The organism is Arthrobacter sp. ISL-65, assembly GCF_018613795.1.
In the GTDB taxonomy this organism is placed as follows: domain Bacteria; phylum Actinomycetota; class Actinomycetes; order Actinomycetales; family Micrococcaceae; genus Arthrobacter.
Genome location: NZ_JAGGPN010000003.1, coordinates 1 through 12411, shown reverse-complemented (window position 1 = coordinate 12411; position 12411 = coordinate 1). Strand labels below are relative to the sequence as shown.

Here is a 12411-nt window from a genome sequence, read left to right as displayed (position 1 = left end):
AACATCCTCGGGACCACGCACGATCATCAGAGCCCTGCGTCCCCTACGGTGGATCGACCACCCCCTGCTGGACCTGCACACAGCCCTCCACGTCAGTTACCCGCAGACCCGCCCCGACGGGCTGCCTGACTACGACGAAGCGATAGACCTGCACCGACTCGAAGAGGACCTGAGAGCAGCCCTCGGACCCCGTGGCCTGCTCGTCGCCACCCAGACATCAAATGGCCGGCGCATCCTGCACTACTACACCGACTCCGAAGACCAGAACGGCCGGGACACCATCGACCGCTTCGCCGGAGCCCGACCCCATATCGAAGCGACCCACACCCACGACCCCGGATGGACCCTCATCAGCCCATACACTTAAGCCGCGGGCCCCAAACGCAGGGGGGGTGTCCGCCCGTTCCCGGCATGGTTGAGGCCCGCTTCAGTGCGTCGCTCGGCTATCCGACGCCAATATCTGCAGCCATGACAAGATCCCATCGTTGAATGACCATCGCCCCCGTTACTCCGCCGACAGTGGAGCGCCGATAGGTTACGGACCGGCGGGGCAGAGCGTTGAGACCAACCCCACAGGGATTCTGCCTCACGCGGCAACTCCATATGGACAGGGGTGATGAAGAACAGCGACGGCATCCTCGACGAATAGCCGTTCCCTAGGGCGACCGCAGCAGGTCAAGCACAGCTGGCAGGGTTGTCACCCCGTCTTCTGCCATGAGATGTCCTGCTCCTGGGTGAACCTGCAGCCGTGCGTCGAGGCGCGTGGCGAGGTCATCAGATACTGCCGGCGGCACGAAGGGCTCCGTATCGGAGCGGATGACTGTTCGCTCAGCAATACTCCTCGCCAGGCGTTCAACATCAACGTCAGTTGCGAGGTAGCCATCGAGTTCCGGCAATGCTTCCAGCGGTCTGGTGAAGCCTGCTACCAACACAAGACCGCCCAGCTCCCATGGCTCCGGAAGCGCCGCGAGCACTCGTAGTGCAGTGATCGCACCGAGAGAATGTGCCACAATCACCGTCCTCACATCAGGCACTCCAAGTGCAGCACTGACAGCGTGCTCCCAGGCTGCCGTTTCAGGAGCCTCCGGGGCAGGGAGAGGGACGACTGTGACGCCTATGTCTTCGGCTTGGAGTGCACTTTGGAGCCAAGGGAACCAGTGTGCGTCCGGTGCGGCTTCATACCCGTGGACGATGACGACGCGCTGGACGGATCGAGTCGGGCGGTTGTCGGTTTCTTTGCTCATAGGCAATGACCCTAAGGGGTCACGGCCGCCTGGGGGTCTGTTAGGGCAGGTGTAAACCCTGGAGGAGCCCCACGAGAGCCCAGCCAGCGTGTCCGCCACAGCATGTCTTCGTTGACCCTGTGAACATGCGCCCGTTTGTGGTGGGATTGCGTCATCGGACACGGCACGAAAAGTAACAGGAGGAACATCGTGAGCAATCCCGGAACTGAAGGACGACAGCCGCTTGGCAAGCCCAAGGATGACGCTCAAAGCGACAACCCGAATACGGATCCCGAAGACGACCGCCCTATAACGGAAGACCCGGACGGCACACCAGTTGAGAACCCATCGGGAGGCTAAAACTTCCGCACCTGCAGGGCCGCCGCTCAGGTCACAGCATCAGGAATTCACACCAGAGCGTCTTGGCCGGAATGGCGGCAAGGGCTGCCCGTAGCCGGTCCAGATCTTCGGTCACGGCTGCCGGCGGCTGCTCAGTCACGCCTCCATGCAAGCAGACTGGCAGCGGGATGCAAGCAGGCGCACCGGACTTGAAATCCGGATGGTAAGCATGCTTAGGATGGGGTCATAGCCGTATCAATCGGCTGCCAACCAGAGGAGGAAACACCATGGGACTAGGCGACAAGATTGAGAACGCTGCCGAGAAGGCTGGCGGTAAGGGCAAGGAAGCTGCAGGCAACGCCACAGGCGACGAGAGCCTTAAGGCTGAAGGCCAGACCGACCAGGCCAAAGGCGATGTGAAGCAGGCTGGCGAGAAGGTCAAGGACGCCTTCAAAAAGGACTGACCTGAACACGAGGCGAAGGGCGCATCTCTGACATGGGGGTGCGCCCTTTGTTGTGCGCGGACGAGCCGGAGACGCTGCGACGCCCCTTCGCCATGCGGGTGGACCGCGACGCGGAGCCGCCGCGCCAGGGAGCAGACTGAGGCATGGCTGACATAGATCTTTTCCTGAGCTGGGTGAGGACCTCCCTGCACGACGCGGAACTGGCGCTCCACAACGGCGACGCCGCACCACGCCGGGGGCTCTGGTCCCGCAAGGAGCCGGTAAGCGTCCTGGGCGCCTGGCGCAACGCCTTCGGGCAGCAGGAGCTCGACGAGCTTTTCGCTGGCCTGGCCAGGCAGTTCTCCGATTGCACGTCGTACCGCTTCGAGCTGCTCTCCTACGACGTCGTGGGCGACGTGGCGTACACCGCGGGGCTGGAGCACACCTCGGCATCCGTAGACGGAGTACCGCGCAGTTACGTCCTGCGGGCAACCCAGATCTACCGGCGCGAAGGCGGTGAGTGGAAGGTCGCCCACCGGCATGGGGACACCGTGGCCGAGTGATGACAGAGGGCCGCAGAATCCGGGCTTGCCCCCTGGCCGTTCGAAAACGCCTAGACGACTTTCAGCGCATCCATGACGAGGCGCCGGTACATGCCCGGGCTGTTCCCGTGGACCCTGCTGTTCGCTGCGGAGTAATGGGGCACCGTGACCCACCGGACCTTGGTCAGGCCCAGGGTGTCTGCCAAATAACGCTCGTGCTTCGCGAACGCCGTCGCTGTCTTCCTGCCGATGACAATAATGAGCGGGTCGGCGGCTCCCAGGGCTTGGAACTGCCCTGCCAGGACAGCGACGTCGCGCTGTATTGTCTCCCTGGTCAGGTCAAGGGTGTTCGATTTAGAGTTGACCTCGGTGAGCAGGTCCGTCATGTAGGCACCCCAGTGCACGGTGTCACGGAAGGCCTCGGCGAGGAAGTGGTCGTTGTGCCGTGGTCCGGTGTGGAAGTTCTGCCACGGCAGGCGTTCCACTTTGGAGTCTCCCGGGTTCAGACCGAGGATGATGGAGCGGGCGTGGAGGACCCCGTCGAGTCCGTCAGTCGGGAACGAAATGTCGCTCGTCCGGGTGTACGGCGCCGCAGCGGGCCATACGGCCCAGGAGGCCGTCATCTCGTATGGGGCCATGGTCTTCAGCAGCGATGTCACCGACAAAGTATGCCATCTGGCCCCTGCGCGGCTTGGAATGCACGGCGCCAGCCTTAGTTCAAGTTCATGCCGAACTGCCGAGTGAGGAGAGCCCTCTTGAAATGGGCTTCGGCGGCATCGACGTGGGCGGCCGGCGCGCTCGGCGAGTGACCCTGCTGCGGTAGTGTCGATGGCCGGACCAGATACTGCACTTGATGAAGGAACCCACCGAATGTCGGTCAGAATTGACGAACTGTTTGAGAATCTGTCCCCGGTCCTGACTGTTACCGACCTGACCCGGATCCTGGGTAAGGACAGGACCACGGTGTATCGGTGGCTGAAGAAGGGCGAGATTCCCGGTGTCCTCATCGACACGACGTGGGTCATTTACCGGGACGAAGTGCGGGACTACCTGCTGAGCAGGCACAACCAGGCAGGCGGCGCTCCTCAGGCGAGCCCCTCCGACGACGGCAAGCCGGAAGACGAGTCGCCTTCGGTGTAGGCTGCCGCGCCGGCAACAAGGCCCTCACCTCCTTTTCTGGATACCTGCCACATGTCCTCGATCACCGCGGCCTCATAAGATGACCGCATGAGCCGCGAAGAGCACCCAGCTGTCACCCCGAGCGCACAGGCAGTTGCCGACCCCGCCTTTGAAGCCGCCTACCAGGCCGCCCAAGAGAGTCTCAGCGAAGGCGGCATCCCCATCGGGGCAGCGCTAGCCCGTGACGGCGTGGTCATCGCCAGCGGACACAACGAACGAGTCCAAAACAGCGATCCGATCGCGCACGGCGAAATGTCCGCACTTCGTGCAGCCGGCCGGCAGAAGAGCTACCGGGACACCACGCTCTACACCACCCTCGCCCCCTGTGCCATGTGCACTGGAACCATCATCCAGTTCAAAATCCCCCGGGTGGTGGTCGGCGAAGCGCGAACGTTCGACGGCGAATTCGACCTTCTCCGATCACGTGGCGTTGAGGTGGTGGTCCTGGATGACCAGCGCTGCGTGGACATGATGCGCACCTTCCAAGACAGCAACCCGGACCTGTGGGCGGAGGACATCGCAGAGTAGGACTAGTCCTCCAGGTCGAAGTCCAGGTCAAGGTCTTCCAGGTCGCCCAGCTCACGCCAGGTGGAACCCACGGGGGCTGCTCCGATGGTTGCGGCGATCGGCATCCGGTCCACCTCGGACAGCTGGTCCAGGTCCAGGCCCGTCAGTTCGGCGATGTCCCTGATGGGTGTCTGAAAGGTGCGGAACGGGCCCAGCGGCGGGGCCTCTTCCGTGACCCCGGGATGCGGCACCTCGGGTATCTCGGCCAGCTGCGGGGACTGGTCCACCACGTACCCGGTGGCCGCCAGTTCACCTTCGTGGATGAAGACGGCGACCTTGAAGAAGCGCAGCGGGATGTCCACGCCCCGGTACACCGGATCGAGGGTGCTGAAGATCGGACCGGTGAAGACCACGACCCGGCTGCGGTACTGGGCAGCGTGTTCCTGAAGGTAGGACTCGATGCCCAGCCACAGCTCCAGACCCTGGTTGAACTTGGCCGCCTGCGGTGCGGCGTTCGTGTAGTGGAAGGTGTCTTCATTGGCCAGCTCGGCCTCAGCAACGGTGTCGCCCCAGACTGCCGAGGACCGGCGCACCAGGTGGCCGCGGTCGATGTCGTTCCGGGCGTAGACCCGCTCCCCTGTCTGCTGTTCCGCGGGGAGGCGGGGATCCAGCCGCCATCGGATCCCCGTCCGGTCCAGGTCCATGAGCTTGCTGCCGTCGATGCCCACTCCTGTGACTGCAGCAAGGCGCTTGTCCAGGCGCATCAGCACCGAGAAGTGCGTGTACGGCAGCAGGACCGTCTCCACGGCGGCCAGGCCCGGCAGGGGTACGGGCACACCCAGGAAGTACGTGTCGAAGCCTTCCCGGCCGGAATAGTCTTTCGCGGTTGCGGCGGTGGTCGCGGTTAGATCGCTCAGCAGTTCGTCCATGGGCGGGACCTTACCAACGGATACTGGCAGGCAAATGAACGAAATCACCAGCGAAAAGGCACGGCCTCGTCATCTGGCTGCACACCCAGCGTTCAAGCTGCGCCGCGGCAGCCGAGGCACAAGGGCCCACCGGCGGCCGATCATTGCGCCCTAACTGGCTCTTTACGAGGTTTCGCCGAGGCGCCAGTCGCTGAAGGACCGCAGTGGGCCCGTTCAAATCCTCCGCCGGGAAAAAATCCCCCGCCTCCCGCCCGTTGTGGCGGCGAAAATTCCCAGGGCGATGACGGATCCCAGGATGGCCAGCAGCCAGGTACGGAGGTTGAAGAAACTTCCGAGGCCCCCGCCAAAGATGAGTGAGCCGATCCACCCGCCGAGGATCGCTCCGACAACGCCAAGGAGCAGGGTTACCAGCCACCCGCCGCCCTGCCGTCCGGGCAGGATGGCCTTCGCGATGGCTCCCGCGATCAGGCCCAGAATGAGAAATCCGAGGATTCCCATGGCGCGCTTCTTTCTTGTCAGCTAGCTGCAGGCCGGTTATCACCGGTCATAGTCTGAGTATGGTCAGCGTGCTTAGCATCTGACAAGCATCCATGATTGAACCGGGGGAAAACACCTTGGGCTCATGGAACGCCGGGACCAATCTCGGACACCCCGCAAGGACCTTTCCGGCTCTGGACACTAACGCTGAGCATACTTAGCGTTAACGCGTGACCGTTGATGCGCCTGGCTCGCCGACCGAAGACAGCGGCACGGGCGCGGTCTAAAACCCCAGCCACTCAGTGTCAGGAGAGCGCCATGACGACAGTACGTGAAATTATGACCGGCGGCGTTGAATGCATCGGTGAAACTGAAACCCTGGAAGCGGCCGCCCGGAAGATGAAAGACCTGGACGTCGGCGCCCTGCCGATCTGCGGCGAGGACAACAGGCTCAAGGGCATGATCACGGACCGCGACATTGTCATCAAATGCTTCGCTGAGGGAGGCGACCCGCGCAGTGCAAAGGCCGGGGACTTTGGTCAGGGCAAGCCTGTGACCATCGGTGCGGATGATTCGATAGAAGACGCCATCAAGACTATGCAGGACCACCAAGTCCGCCGGCTGCCGGTCATCGACGGCCATGACCTGGTCGGTATCCTTACGCAGGCAGACATCGCCCGGAACTACCCCGAAGACCGCGTCGGGGAACTCGTAGAACTCATTTCGTTCTACTAGGTGCCGCCCGCAGTCCGGCACTAAGGGACCGTGAAGAAGCTCTTCGGGTCGTCGGCGCCGAGCAGGTCGTGGTGGAACACGACGGCGTCCACCGGCCGGGTGTCCACAAACAGCACCGCCACCGTCCGGGAATGGACGATGGTGTAGCGGGTGAGGTCTTCCAGCCAGGAGTGGATCCCGGTGTAGTCCTCGACGAACAATCCGTCCCCGAGCAAGCCCCGCTCCGCAAGCAGGCCGTAGACAAGATTCCAGGTGAGATCCATCAGTTCATGGATCGCCGCTTCAACTGTTGGAGCTGTCATGGCTCCATGCTCCTCCAGGGGTCCGACAGTGTTGCGGACCGGCGCCGCGTGTTGCCGAACTCCTTAGGCATGCATCCGGCGCCGATCAGAATCGGCCGTCGTAGCTTTCCCTGATCGCCAGGGACGTGAACCGCCAGCCTTCGATGATCTCGCTCAGGTCGTGTTCCGGGGATGCCCTGCCCAGCCGGCGAACCACCTTCATCTCAGCTTCCATGGACGCGGCCATCCGATTCGCGTAGTCGATCAGCTCCCGGATCTTCTCGGCCGGAATGTCAGGCGGCTCGGGATAAGTGATCATCTCCTCCATGGGGCCAGTGTGCCATGAGGCAGCTCCGATTATCCGAGCGGCAGGACCCCGATGAACCAGAACGAGGCCAGCGCGAAGAGCCCGAAGAGGGGGACCAGGCAGCCGATTAGAAGTTTGGACGGGTGCTCGACCTGGAATGACTCGCTGGGATTGTCCGGGTTGTAGGCCACCTCCACCGAAGAGCCGGGAACAGGCCGCTGCGCGTAGGAAACCTCAGATTCCCCGAGGTGCAGGACGTCCTGCGGCCCGGTGAACTGGTAGACCGGCCAGTGCCGGCGGTTCCTGTTGGTGTTGCCGACGCCCGACGTCCAGCCTTCCCGGCTTCCGGTGACGGTAGCCTGGACCTTGGGCCAGCCTTCGATCCGCCGTTCCTGGGCCTGCGTCTTCCGCAGTGCGTGAATGCAGGCAGCCGCCGCAGCCGCGGCGAACAGTATCCAGATGATGTACAGCACGATTTTCAAAGCGTCCCCCATGTCGCATTTACCAGGCACATTGCCCCGTCTTATCAGGCGCCTGAAGATCTGAATGCTTCTAGAATGGCGCCAATGGACACCAACCCTACCGACACCCGGCTCCGCGCCGCCGTCACCGACATCCTGAACGCCCATGACCTGCTCGCAGTCCTGGACCTCGGAGCGCCGGCCGATGAGTACGACCCGGAGATGAACGACTTCGTCGCCCTCATCGAAGAAGGCACCGCCATCACGCCGGAGGTTGTCGCCGGCGTCTGGCACAAATGGTTTGGCGACCCCGGCGAAGAGCGCGAGCCGCCCACGCCCGCTATGGCTGCCCTGGCCGCCGACCTGCTAGCAGCCCAGCTGGCCCGCGGCACCTGACAGGTCGGGGGCCAGCTTGTTTCCGCAGACCGACGCACGACAGACATCAAGGAATGGAAGCAGCACCCGTGACTGAATCACCGCAAGAAGAGTATGCGACAGAGCTGACTGAAGTACTCGAACTCCGGGGTGTTCCTGCAACAGCAGTAGCGCAGATCGTGCGCGAGGTCCAAAGCCATGTCGCCGACTCCGGCGAGGACCCCACCGCCGCCTTCGGAACTCCAAGCCAGTACGCGGATAACTTCGCACCCAAGCTCCGGATGGCCAGGTTGTGGGTGCTCATCATTTCGTCCGTGCTTCTGGCAGCAGGAGGAGGCTACCTGTTGATCTCCGGGGTCTTTGGGTTACTGTCGCCGGCCCATGGCCTGTGGGGCCTGCCATCTTGGGCGCGTATGGCAATCGGCGTAGCGGGAATGGCCTCGTTCATTGCTTTGATCCTGATCGCGGGAGCGCGCGCGAGACGCCGTTCCCTCAACTGGCACATCTAGATGTCCTGCCGATGGCCCATTTTTGTGGCGGACATGTCGTCGGTGTGCTGCCTCCCAACGGCTAGTTCCCCACGGATGGCAGGATGGAACCTGTGGCGACAGCGAGACGGAACTCAGCCCCCCCAAGTCCGACTCATCCGGGTTTAAGACGGGGCGTTCCGGCAGTGCCGCATCAGCGCAGGGTCAAAGTTCTCCGATGCCGGAGACAAGTTCTACACGGCCCTCTCCAAGGCTGTAGGAAAGGCCGATGACAGCAGTCTGTCCTTTCTCGATAGCGTCCGAAATCACGTGTGAAGTGTCCGCCAGCCGACCCGCGGTCTGCTTGACGTGTTCCACGACCATGTCATTGACTTCGTGCTTTTCGTTGCGCAGGGATGTCAGGACCGACGGGGTGATCCGCTCGACAAGATCGCGAATAAAGCCGGTCGGCATTTCACCCGCCTCCACCGCGCTCTTAGTGGCTTTGACCGCTCCACAGCTGTCATGGCCCAGAATCACAATCAGAGGCACCTTCAGTTCGCTGATGCTGTACTCAAGCGACCCCAGAACCGCATCGTCGATGACCTGCCCGGCCGTACGGACCACGAAGGCATCCCCAAGTCCCAAATCGAAAATGATCTCTGCAGCAAGTCGCGAATCCGAACAACCGAAGATCACCGCAAAGGGATTCTGTCCTTCGGCCAGGGACGACCGCCGGGCGGCATCCTGATTCGGATGCATCGACTGCCCGGAGACGAACCGTTCATTACCTTCACGAAGGCGCTGCCAAGCCTGAGCAGGAGTCAAAGAAGTAGCCACAGGGGTACTGTACGGGCAGTGAGCCACTGGCTGCGAAACTATTACGCCAACAACCTCGACGGAATTTAGAAGCATCCAGGAGGCGGATCGCTACCCGTCCCGGACCGAGGAAGGCACCTCGGAACGGACACTGGCGGCATGGCTGCAGCGGCGCCGCGAAGACGCCCGGGCGGAACGCTCGCCCCGGCCTACCGTGACGGCCTGGCCGCACTTCCCGACTGGCAAACTCCCCCGCGGGCAGACAGCGACGAGACCCGCTGACAGGAAAGACTTACAGCCCTCGTTGCGTACCGGGTCGCGGCAACGACTGGCCCCGGCCCAAAGCTGTCATCGCCGGCGAAGAGCACGACCTCGGCGTCTGGCTTCACTTCCAACGGTCCAAGCTGCACCGCGGCGAACTCGATCAGGCCAAGGCGCAGGCGCTGGATGACGCAGTGCCAGGCTGACGAAACGGCCGGCAGCGGGGCCGGAGGCCGAAGCGGATTGCCCTCTCAGTACCGTGAATCTTGGAAAGACCTTGAGAGTGATGGGCGGACCCCGCAAATGCGGGGTGCAGAAGACACCGGGCCTTCTGGCATCACCCGCATTTTCCAATGCGCCGGCGGGAAACTCAGGGTGTCCCTGAAGCAAAAGCAAGGTCGCCGCGACCCCCGCCGCTTCAGAAAAGCCGGGTCCGGAACGCCATGCCCTCCAGCAAACCCCGGACCCGGCGGACACCCAATCGCGAACGGACCACGACTAGGAAGCAGCCATGTCAGCGGAGACGTTCGCACCGTGGCTGAGACCCGAATCGCGGTCAGCTGCCGCCGTCCTTGACGGTGGTCTTAATGTCCTCCAAGGCTGCCCGGTCGTCATCGTTGGGCTCGGTACGGACGATGACGAGCGTCTGTACCATGTGGCCCAGATCGACGGATGTGATCGTGTAGGTTTCCGTGCTGACTGTCAGGGTGCCCTTGTACTGGGGGTCCTCCAGACTGGTCAGCGCCGCGGTCAGCGCGCCGGGTTCCTCCAGCAGCGGCCGGCTTGCGTCTATCTGCCAGTCATCATGCTCCCGGCCCAGGAAGGTCGAATACCGCGGCAGCACAAGAGACCACGGAGGAAAGCGGGGCGGCGTGCCCCTGCCAGGGGCTTCCTCAACGACACCTGATTCCAACTCAACCCGCATGCCCCACGGAGCAATGAGGAAGCGGCCGGCACCGTCGGTGCTGACCTCCCAGAAACCGCCCGGGAAGTACCGGAAAGAGCCCGTCTCGCCCTCCGGCCCGGAAGCGCTCCTGAACCTCGTGGCGAAGTCCCCGGCGACAAACCCGGGATCGGCGCGGGCCAGGAGTCCGATCAGCTGCTGATGAGTGGGCATCATGGGGAGAAGCGTAGTTGCGAAGGCCATCGAATGCCGCGGACATTCGGACAACGGCTGACGGCACGGCACGTACCGGATGCTGCTGACAGCCCGAGAGCATGCTCCGGTAGGATTACAGATGTAATGTAACAAATGTTATGGAAAGGTATCGCTATGCCCCGTCAGGCTGATCACCACCAGCGTCGCGAAGAAATCTCAGTTGCGGTTTGGCAGGTCGTTGCCCGGTCCGGGCTGGAAGGCTTGACCTTGCGCGCCGTCGCTGCCGCGGCGCATTGCACGACGGGGATGGTTGCACACTATTTCCGGGACAAAAGGGCTCTGCTGGCTCATGCCCGGTCAACGATGCACGCCCGCATGGCCGCGCGGATCGATGCTTTGCCCGCACAGGAGGATGCCCGCGCCACCTTGTATGACGTTGCCGAGCAGGCTTTGCCGCTGGACGATGAGCGTGCCCTGGAAGCCGTTGTCTGGTCATACTTCCTGCTATCGAACCGCCACGACCCGGAACTGCTGCGGGAACATACAATCAGCCACGCGTCATGGATCGATCGCCTCACCGCTCTTGCACGGACCGCGTACGGGGCCGGCCCTGCAGCCGGGGAGATGGAACAGCGGGTCCGTGCCCTGGTTGCCTGCCTGGACGGACTGGCCCTGAACGCCGTGACGGACCCTGCCGCCTACCCGTCGGAGCTCCAACGGTGCATCCTGCGCACCCAACTAGACCTCATGCTGGAAAGGAAACCCACACCATGACCGACACCGTACCCGTCATCACCGCCACCAACGCTCAAGACCCGCGAATCCAGGGCCTTGTCGCCGAACTCGACGCCGACCTCAACGCCAGATACCCAGAAGAACAATGCACGGGCGGCCTGCACGTTCACCCCGACATCCGCTTCCTGCTCGCTGAAATCAACGGGTCGCCGCTCGGCTGCTGCGCCATCCAGCAACTCCCTGACGGAGCCGCCGAACTCAAACGCATGTACGTCGCACCACAGGCACGAGGCCGAGGGATTGGCGCCCTACTGCTTGACCAAGCCGAAAAGGCCGCCGCGGCTCTCGGCTACACCGACATCAGGCTCGAAACAGCGATCCACCAGCCCGAAGCCATCGCTCTCTATACCCGCGCCGGCTACACCCCGATCACCAACTACCCGCCCTACCAGGACAAACACCTCAGCCGCTGCTACACCAAACACCTCAATCCGGCCCCGTAGGCGGTGCGGATAGCAGCCCGCGAGACCTGCGTGCCGGTAGCCGGCGAATAGAGGACGAACGCGCGCTGGTACTGCCGGTACGCGCCGACGTTTTTCAATCCGGTCCGGACCGGCCCCAGGCGCCGAGCCGAAGTTGTTGCGTGCGGCGACGCCACTTATGGCTTCTTCCTGGCAGGACCGTTGGTGATGTCGGGACTCGCGGCGCTAGCGGCTGCGTGGATCAGAGGCTGGTCTGTAGGCGCGCTAGACAGGACTGTTAGACGGCGATGACCCCACCTGGCACCAAGCGGAGGATGTTTGCCCCGGGAGGTGCCGTGGCGATGGCCTCCTGGACGTGCACCGAGAACATGGCGATGGACGCGGCGGTCAACGACCAGTCAGGCCAGGTGGAGCGCCAGGTCTCCTCGTCGATGATGATGGCATCTGCGATCTCGCCCAGCGGCTCAGCTAAGCAGTATTCCTTCGGTTCCCCGCCGTCGTCGCTCGCTAGGATGAACACCGTGGCGTCGGACCCTGCCCCCTCGACCCGGACCGCCCCGACTTCGACAAGACCAGCGGTAAGGTTGGCGGCAAACATTTTCAGATCCTCCATTGGAAACCAGGCTCCTAGCGTCTGGCTGCCATGCAACGGCGATTTGCCACGGGGCCGATACGCGAATCGAAGCGCACGGCGTTCCGCTCTTCCGTCGGTTCGCCCCTTAGAGCTTTGGCGGATTCAGGCGGTCATTG

Annotated in this window: 22 protein-coding genes and 1 pseudogene; 12 read left to right on the top strand and 11 right to left on the bottom strand. The window is 63.2% G+C overall.

Annotated elements, in window-relative coordinates; translation table 11 throughout:
• On the top strand, nt 1–367 hold a 367-nt coding region (locus tag J7I85_RS00885; protein ID WP_214845418.1), incomplete at its 5' end, for a DUF695 domain-containing protein.
• Between the two features lie 289 nt (nt 368–656).
• On the opposite strand, the gene J7I85_RS00880 is transcribed toward J7I85_RS00885, so the two are convergent.
• Nucleotides 657–1244, bottom strand: coding sequence for an alpha/beta hydrolase (locus J7I85_RS00880; protein WP_214845416.1), 588 nt, complete (start codon nt 1242–1244; stop codon nt 657–659).
• Between the two features lie 605 nt (nt 1245–1849).
• Here J7I85_RS00880 and J7I85_RS00875 point away from each other — a divergent pair.
• Both J7I85_RS00875 and J7I85_RS00870 read left to right on the top strand, forming a co-directional pair.
• Entirely contained in the window at nt 1850–2026 is a 177-nt protein-coding gene (locus J7I85_RS00875) for a CsbD family protein (RefSeq protein ID WP_214845414.1), read from the top strand.
• A 143-nt stretch (nt 2027–2169) separates the two neighbouring features.
• Entirely contained in the window at nt 2170–2568 is a 399-nt protein-coding gene (locus J7I85_RS00870) for a nuclear transport factor 2 family protein (RefSeq protein ID WP_214845412.1), read from the top strand.
• A gap of 50 nt (nt 2569–2618) precedes the next feature.
• Here the strand turns inward: J7I85_RS00870 and J7I85_RS00865 are convergent, their stop codons facing one another.
• Nucleotides 2619–3206 carry a hypothetical protein gene (locus tag J7I85_RS00865; RefSeq protein ID WP_214845405.1) on the bottom strand — a complete coding sequence of 196 codons (588 nt, stop codon included), beginning with the start codon at nt 3204–3206 and terminating at the stop codon, nt 2619–2621.
• Nucleotides 3207–3417: 211 nt separating this feature from the next.
• Between J7I85_RS00865 and J7I85_RS00860 the strand changes: the two genes are divergently transcribed.
• Together J7I85_RS00860 and J7I85_RS00855 are read left to right on the top strand one after the other, a co-directional pair.
• Complete coding sequence (locus J7I85_RS00860; RefSeq protein WP_214845403.1) at nt 3418–3687, top strand: helix-turn-helix domain-containing protein; 270 nt, start codon at nt 3418–3420, stop codon at nt 3685–3687.
• Nucleotides 3688–3774: 87 nt separating this feature from the next.
• A complete protein-coding gene (locus tag J7I85_RS00855; protein WP_214845401.1) occupies nt 3775–4254 on the top strand; it encodes a nucleoside deaminase in 480 nt (159 codons plus the stop codon).
• 2 nt (nt 4255–4256) lie between these two features.
• On the opposite strand, the gene J7I85_RS00850 is transcribed toward J7I85_RS00855, so the two are convergent.
• Together J7I85_RS00850 and J7I85_RS00845 are read right to left on the bottom strand one after the other, a co-directional pair.
• On the bottom strand, nt 4257–5162 hold the full coding sequence (locus J7I85_RS00850) for a DNA/RNA non-specific endonuclease (protein ID WP_214845398.1): 906 nt from the start codon (nt 5160–5162) through the stop codon (nt 4257–4259).
• A 213-nt stretch (nt 5163–5375) separates the two neighbouring features.
• The gene (locus J7I85_RS00845) at nt 5376–5660 is read right to left on the bottom strand and encodes a GlsB/YeaQ/YmgE family stress response membrane protein (RefSeq protein WP_214845396.1); all 285 of its coding nucleotides are present in this window, start codon (nt 5658–5660) and stop codon (nt 5376–5378) included.
• Nucleotides 5661–5957: 297 nt separating this feature from the next.
• Here J7I85_RS00845 and J7I85_RS00840 point away from each other — a divergent pair, with 297 nt between their 5' ends.
• Complete coding sequence (locus tag J7I85_RS00840; protein ID WP_214845394.1) at nt 5958–6374, top strand: CBS domain-containing protein; 417 nt, start codon at nt 5958–5960, stop codon at nt 6372–6374.
• Between the two features lie 20 nt (nt 6375–6394).
• Here J7I85_RS00840 and J7I85_RS00835 read toward each other — a convergent pair whose 3' ends face one another.
• The 3 genes from J7I85_RS00835 to J7I85_RS00825 all read right to left on the bottom strand — a co-directional run bounded on the left by J7I85_RS00835 (nt 6395) and on the right by J7I85_RS00825 (nt 7456).
• On the bottom strand, nt 6395–6676 hold the full coding sequence (locus tag J7I85_RS00835) for a hypothetical protein (RefSeq protein WP_214845392.1): 282 nt from the start codon (nt 6674–6676) through the stop codon (nt 6395–6397).
• Between the two features lie 85 nt (nt 6677–6761).
• Entirely contained in the window at nt 6762–6983 is a 222-nt protein-coding gene (locus J7I85_RS00830; RefSeq protein ID WP_214845384.1) for a hypothetical protein, read from the bottom strand.
• Nucleotides 6984–7012: 29 nt separating this feature from the next.
• Nucleotides 7013–7456, bottom strand: a complete 444-nt coding sequence (locus tag J7I85_RS00825; RefSeq protein WP_251023772.1) for a DUF3592 domain-containing protein — start codon at nt 7454–7456, stop codon at nt 7013–7015.
• Between the two features lie 72 nt (nt 7457–7528).
• Between J7I85_RS00825 and J7I85_RS00820 the strand changes: the two genes are divergently transcribed.
• Both J7I85_RS00820 and J7I85_RS00815 read left to right on the top strand, forming a co-directional pair.
• On the top strand, nt 7529–7819 hold the full coding sequence (locus J7I85_RS00820) for a hypothetical protein (RefSeq protein WP_214845382.1): 291 nt from the start codon (nt 7529–7531) through the stop codon (nt 7817–7819).
• A gap of 68 nt (nt 7820–7887) precedes the next feature.
• Complete coding sequence (locus J7I85_RS00815; protein WP_214845374.1) at nt 7888–8307, top strand: hypothetical protein; 420 nt, start codon at nt 7888–7890, stop codon at nt 8305–8307.
• Between the two features lie 183 nt (nt 8308–8490).
• On the opposite strand, the gene J7I85_RS00810 is transcribed toward J7I85_RS00815, so the two are convergent.
• Entirely contained in the window at nt 8491–9105 is a 615-nt protein-coding gene (locus tag J7I85_RS00810; protein ID WP_308159349.1) for a carbonic anhydrase, read from the bottom strand.
• 138 nt (nt 9106–9243) lie between these two features.
• Here J7I85_RS00810 and J7I85_RS25465 point away from each other — a divergent pair, with 138 nt between their 5' ends.
• Nucleotides 9244–9366, top strand: a complete 123-nt coding sequence (locus J7I85_RS25465; protein ID WP_285289484.1) for a hypothetical protein — start codon at nt 9244–9246, stop codon at nt 9364–9366.
• Between the two features lie 535 nt (nt 9367–9901).
• On the opposite strand, the gene J7I85_RS00805 is transcribed toward J7I85_RS25465, so the two are convergent.
• Nucleotides 9902–10465, bottom strand: coding sequence for a hypothetical protein (locus J7I85_RS00805; protein WP_214845365.1), 564 nt, complete (start codon nt 10463–10465; stop codon nt 9902–9904).
• A gap of 132 nt (nt 10466–10597) precedes the next feature.
• On the opposite strand from J7I85_RS00805, the pseudogene J7I85_RS25865 reads away from it, so the two are divergent.
• The 3 genes and pseudogenes from J7I85_RS25865 to J7I85_RS00795 form a co-directional block, all read left to right on the top strand.
• A pseudogene (locus J7I85_RS25865) lies at nt 10598–10783 on the top strand (TetR family transcriptional regulator); the annotation flags it as partial.
• Nucleotides 10784–10819: 36 nt separating this feature from the next.
• Entirely contained in the window at nt 10820–11218 is a 399-nt protein-coding gene (locus tag J7I85_RS00800; protein ID WP_251023771.1) for a TetR family transcriptional regulator C-terminal domain-containing protein, read from the top strand.
• A complete protein-coding gene (locus J7I85_RS00795; RefSeq protein WP_214845355.1) occupies nt 11215–11682 on the top strand; it encodes a GNAT family N-acetyltransferase in 468 nt (155 codons plus the stop codon). Before J7I85_RS00800 ends, J7I85_RS00795 begins: the two co-directional genes overlap by 4 nt.
• Here the strand turns inward: J7I85_RS00795 and J7I85_RS25860 are convergent.
• On the bottom strand, nt 11652–11837 hold the full coding sequence (locus J7I85_RS25860; protein WP_214845354.1) for a hypothetical protein: 186 nt from the start codon (nt 11835–11837) through the stop codon (nt 11652–11654). The two genes, J7I85_RS00795 and J7I85_RS25860, sit on opposite strands and share 31 nt — an antisense overlap.
• Before the next feature lie 101 nt (nt 11838–11938).
• On the bottom strand, nt 11939–12274 hold the full coding sequence (locus J7I85_RS00785; RefSeq protein WP_214845352.1) for a hypothetical protein: 336 nt from the start codon (nt 12272–12274) through the stop codon (nt 11939–11941).
• Between the last annotated feature and the right edge of the window lie 137 nt (nt 12275–12411).

Bases quoted from the DNA above. Each gene is read 5' to 3' on its own strand.
- J7I85_RS00845 (WP_214845396.1), bottom strand. From the start codon at position 5,660: ATGGGAATCCTCGGATTTCTCATTCTGGGCCTGATCGCGGGAGCCATC.
- J7I85_RS00820 (WP_214845382.1), top strand. From the start codon at position 7,529: ATGGACACCAACCCTACCGACACCCGGCTCCGCGCCGCCGTCACCGAC.
- J7I85_RS00875 (WP_214845414.1), top strand. From the start codon at position 1,850: ATGGGACTAGGCGACAAGATTGAGAACGCTGCCGAGAAGGCTGGCGGT.
- J7I85_RS00860 (WP_214845403.1), top strand. From the start codon at position 3,418: ATGTCGGTCAGAATTGACGAACTGTTTGAGAATCTGTCCCCGGTCCTG.
- J7I85_RS00880 (WP_214845416.1), bottom strand. From the start codon at position 1,244: ATGAGCAAAGAAACCGACAACCGCCCGACTCGATCCGTCCAGCGCGTC.
- J7I85_RS00800 (WP_251023771.1), top strand. From the start codon at position 10,820: ATGGCCGCGCGGATCGATGCTTTGCCCGCACAGGAGGATGCCCGCGCC.
- J7I85_RS00785 (WP_214845352.1), bottom strand. From the start codon at position 12,274: ATGGAGGATCTGAAAATGTTTGCCGCCAACCTTACCGCTGGTCTTGTC.
- J7I85_RS00855 (WP_214845401.1), top strand. From the start codon at position 3,775: ATGAGCCGCGAAGAGCACCCAGCTGTCACCCCGAGCGCACAGGCAGTT.
- J7I85_RS00795 (WP_214845355.1), top strand. From the start codon at position 11,215: ATGACCGACACCGTACCCGTCATCACCGCCACCAACGCTCAAGACCCG.
- J7I85_RS00840 (WP_214845394.1), top strand. From the start codon at position 5,958: ATGACGACAGTACGTGAAATTATGACCGGCGGCGTTGAATGCATCGGT.
- J7I85_RS00825 (WP_251023772.1), bottom strand. From the start codon at position 7,456: ATGGGGGACGCTTTGAAAATCGTGCTGTACATCATCTGGATACTGTTC.
- J7I85_RS00870 (WP_214845412.1), top strand. From the start codon at position 2,170: ATGGCTGACATAGATCTTTTCCTGAGCTGGGTGAGGACCTCCCTGCAC.
- J7I85_RS00835 (WP_214845392.1), bottom strand. From the start codon at position 6,676: ATGACAGCTCCAACAGTTGAAGCGGCGATCCATGAACTGATGGATCTC.
- J7I85_RS00850 (WP_214845398.1), bottom strand. From the start codon at position 5,162: ATGGACGAACTGCTGAGCGATCTAACCGCGACCACCGCCGCAACCGCG.
- J7I85_RS25465 (WP_285289484.1), top strand. From the start codon at position 9,244: ATGGCTGCAGCGGCGCCGCGAAGACGCCCGGGCGGAACGCTCGCCCCG.
- J7I85_RS00830 (WP_214845384.1), bottom strand. From the start codon at position 6,983: ATGGAGGAGATGATCACTTATCCCGAGCCGCCTGACATTCCGGCCGAG.
- J7I85_RS00805 (WP_214845365.1), bottom strand. From the start codon at position 10,465: ATGATGCCCACTCATCAGCAGCTGATCGGACTCCTGGCCCGCGCCGAT.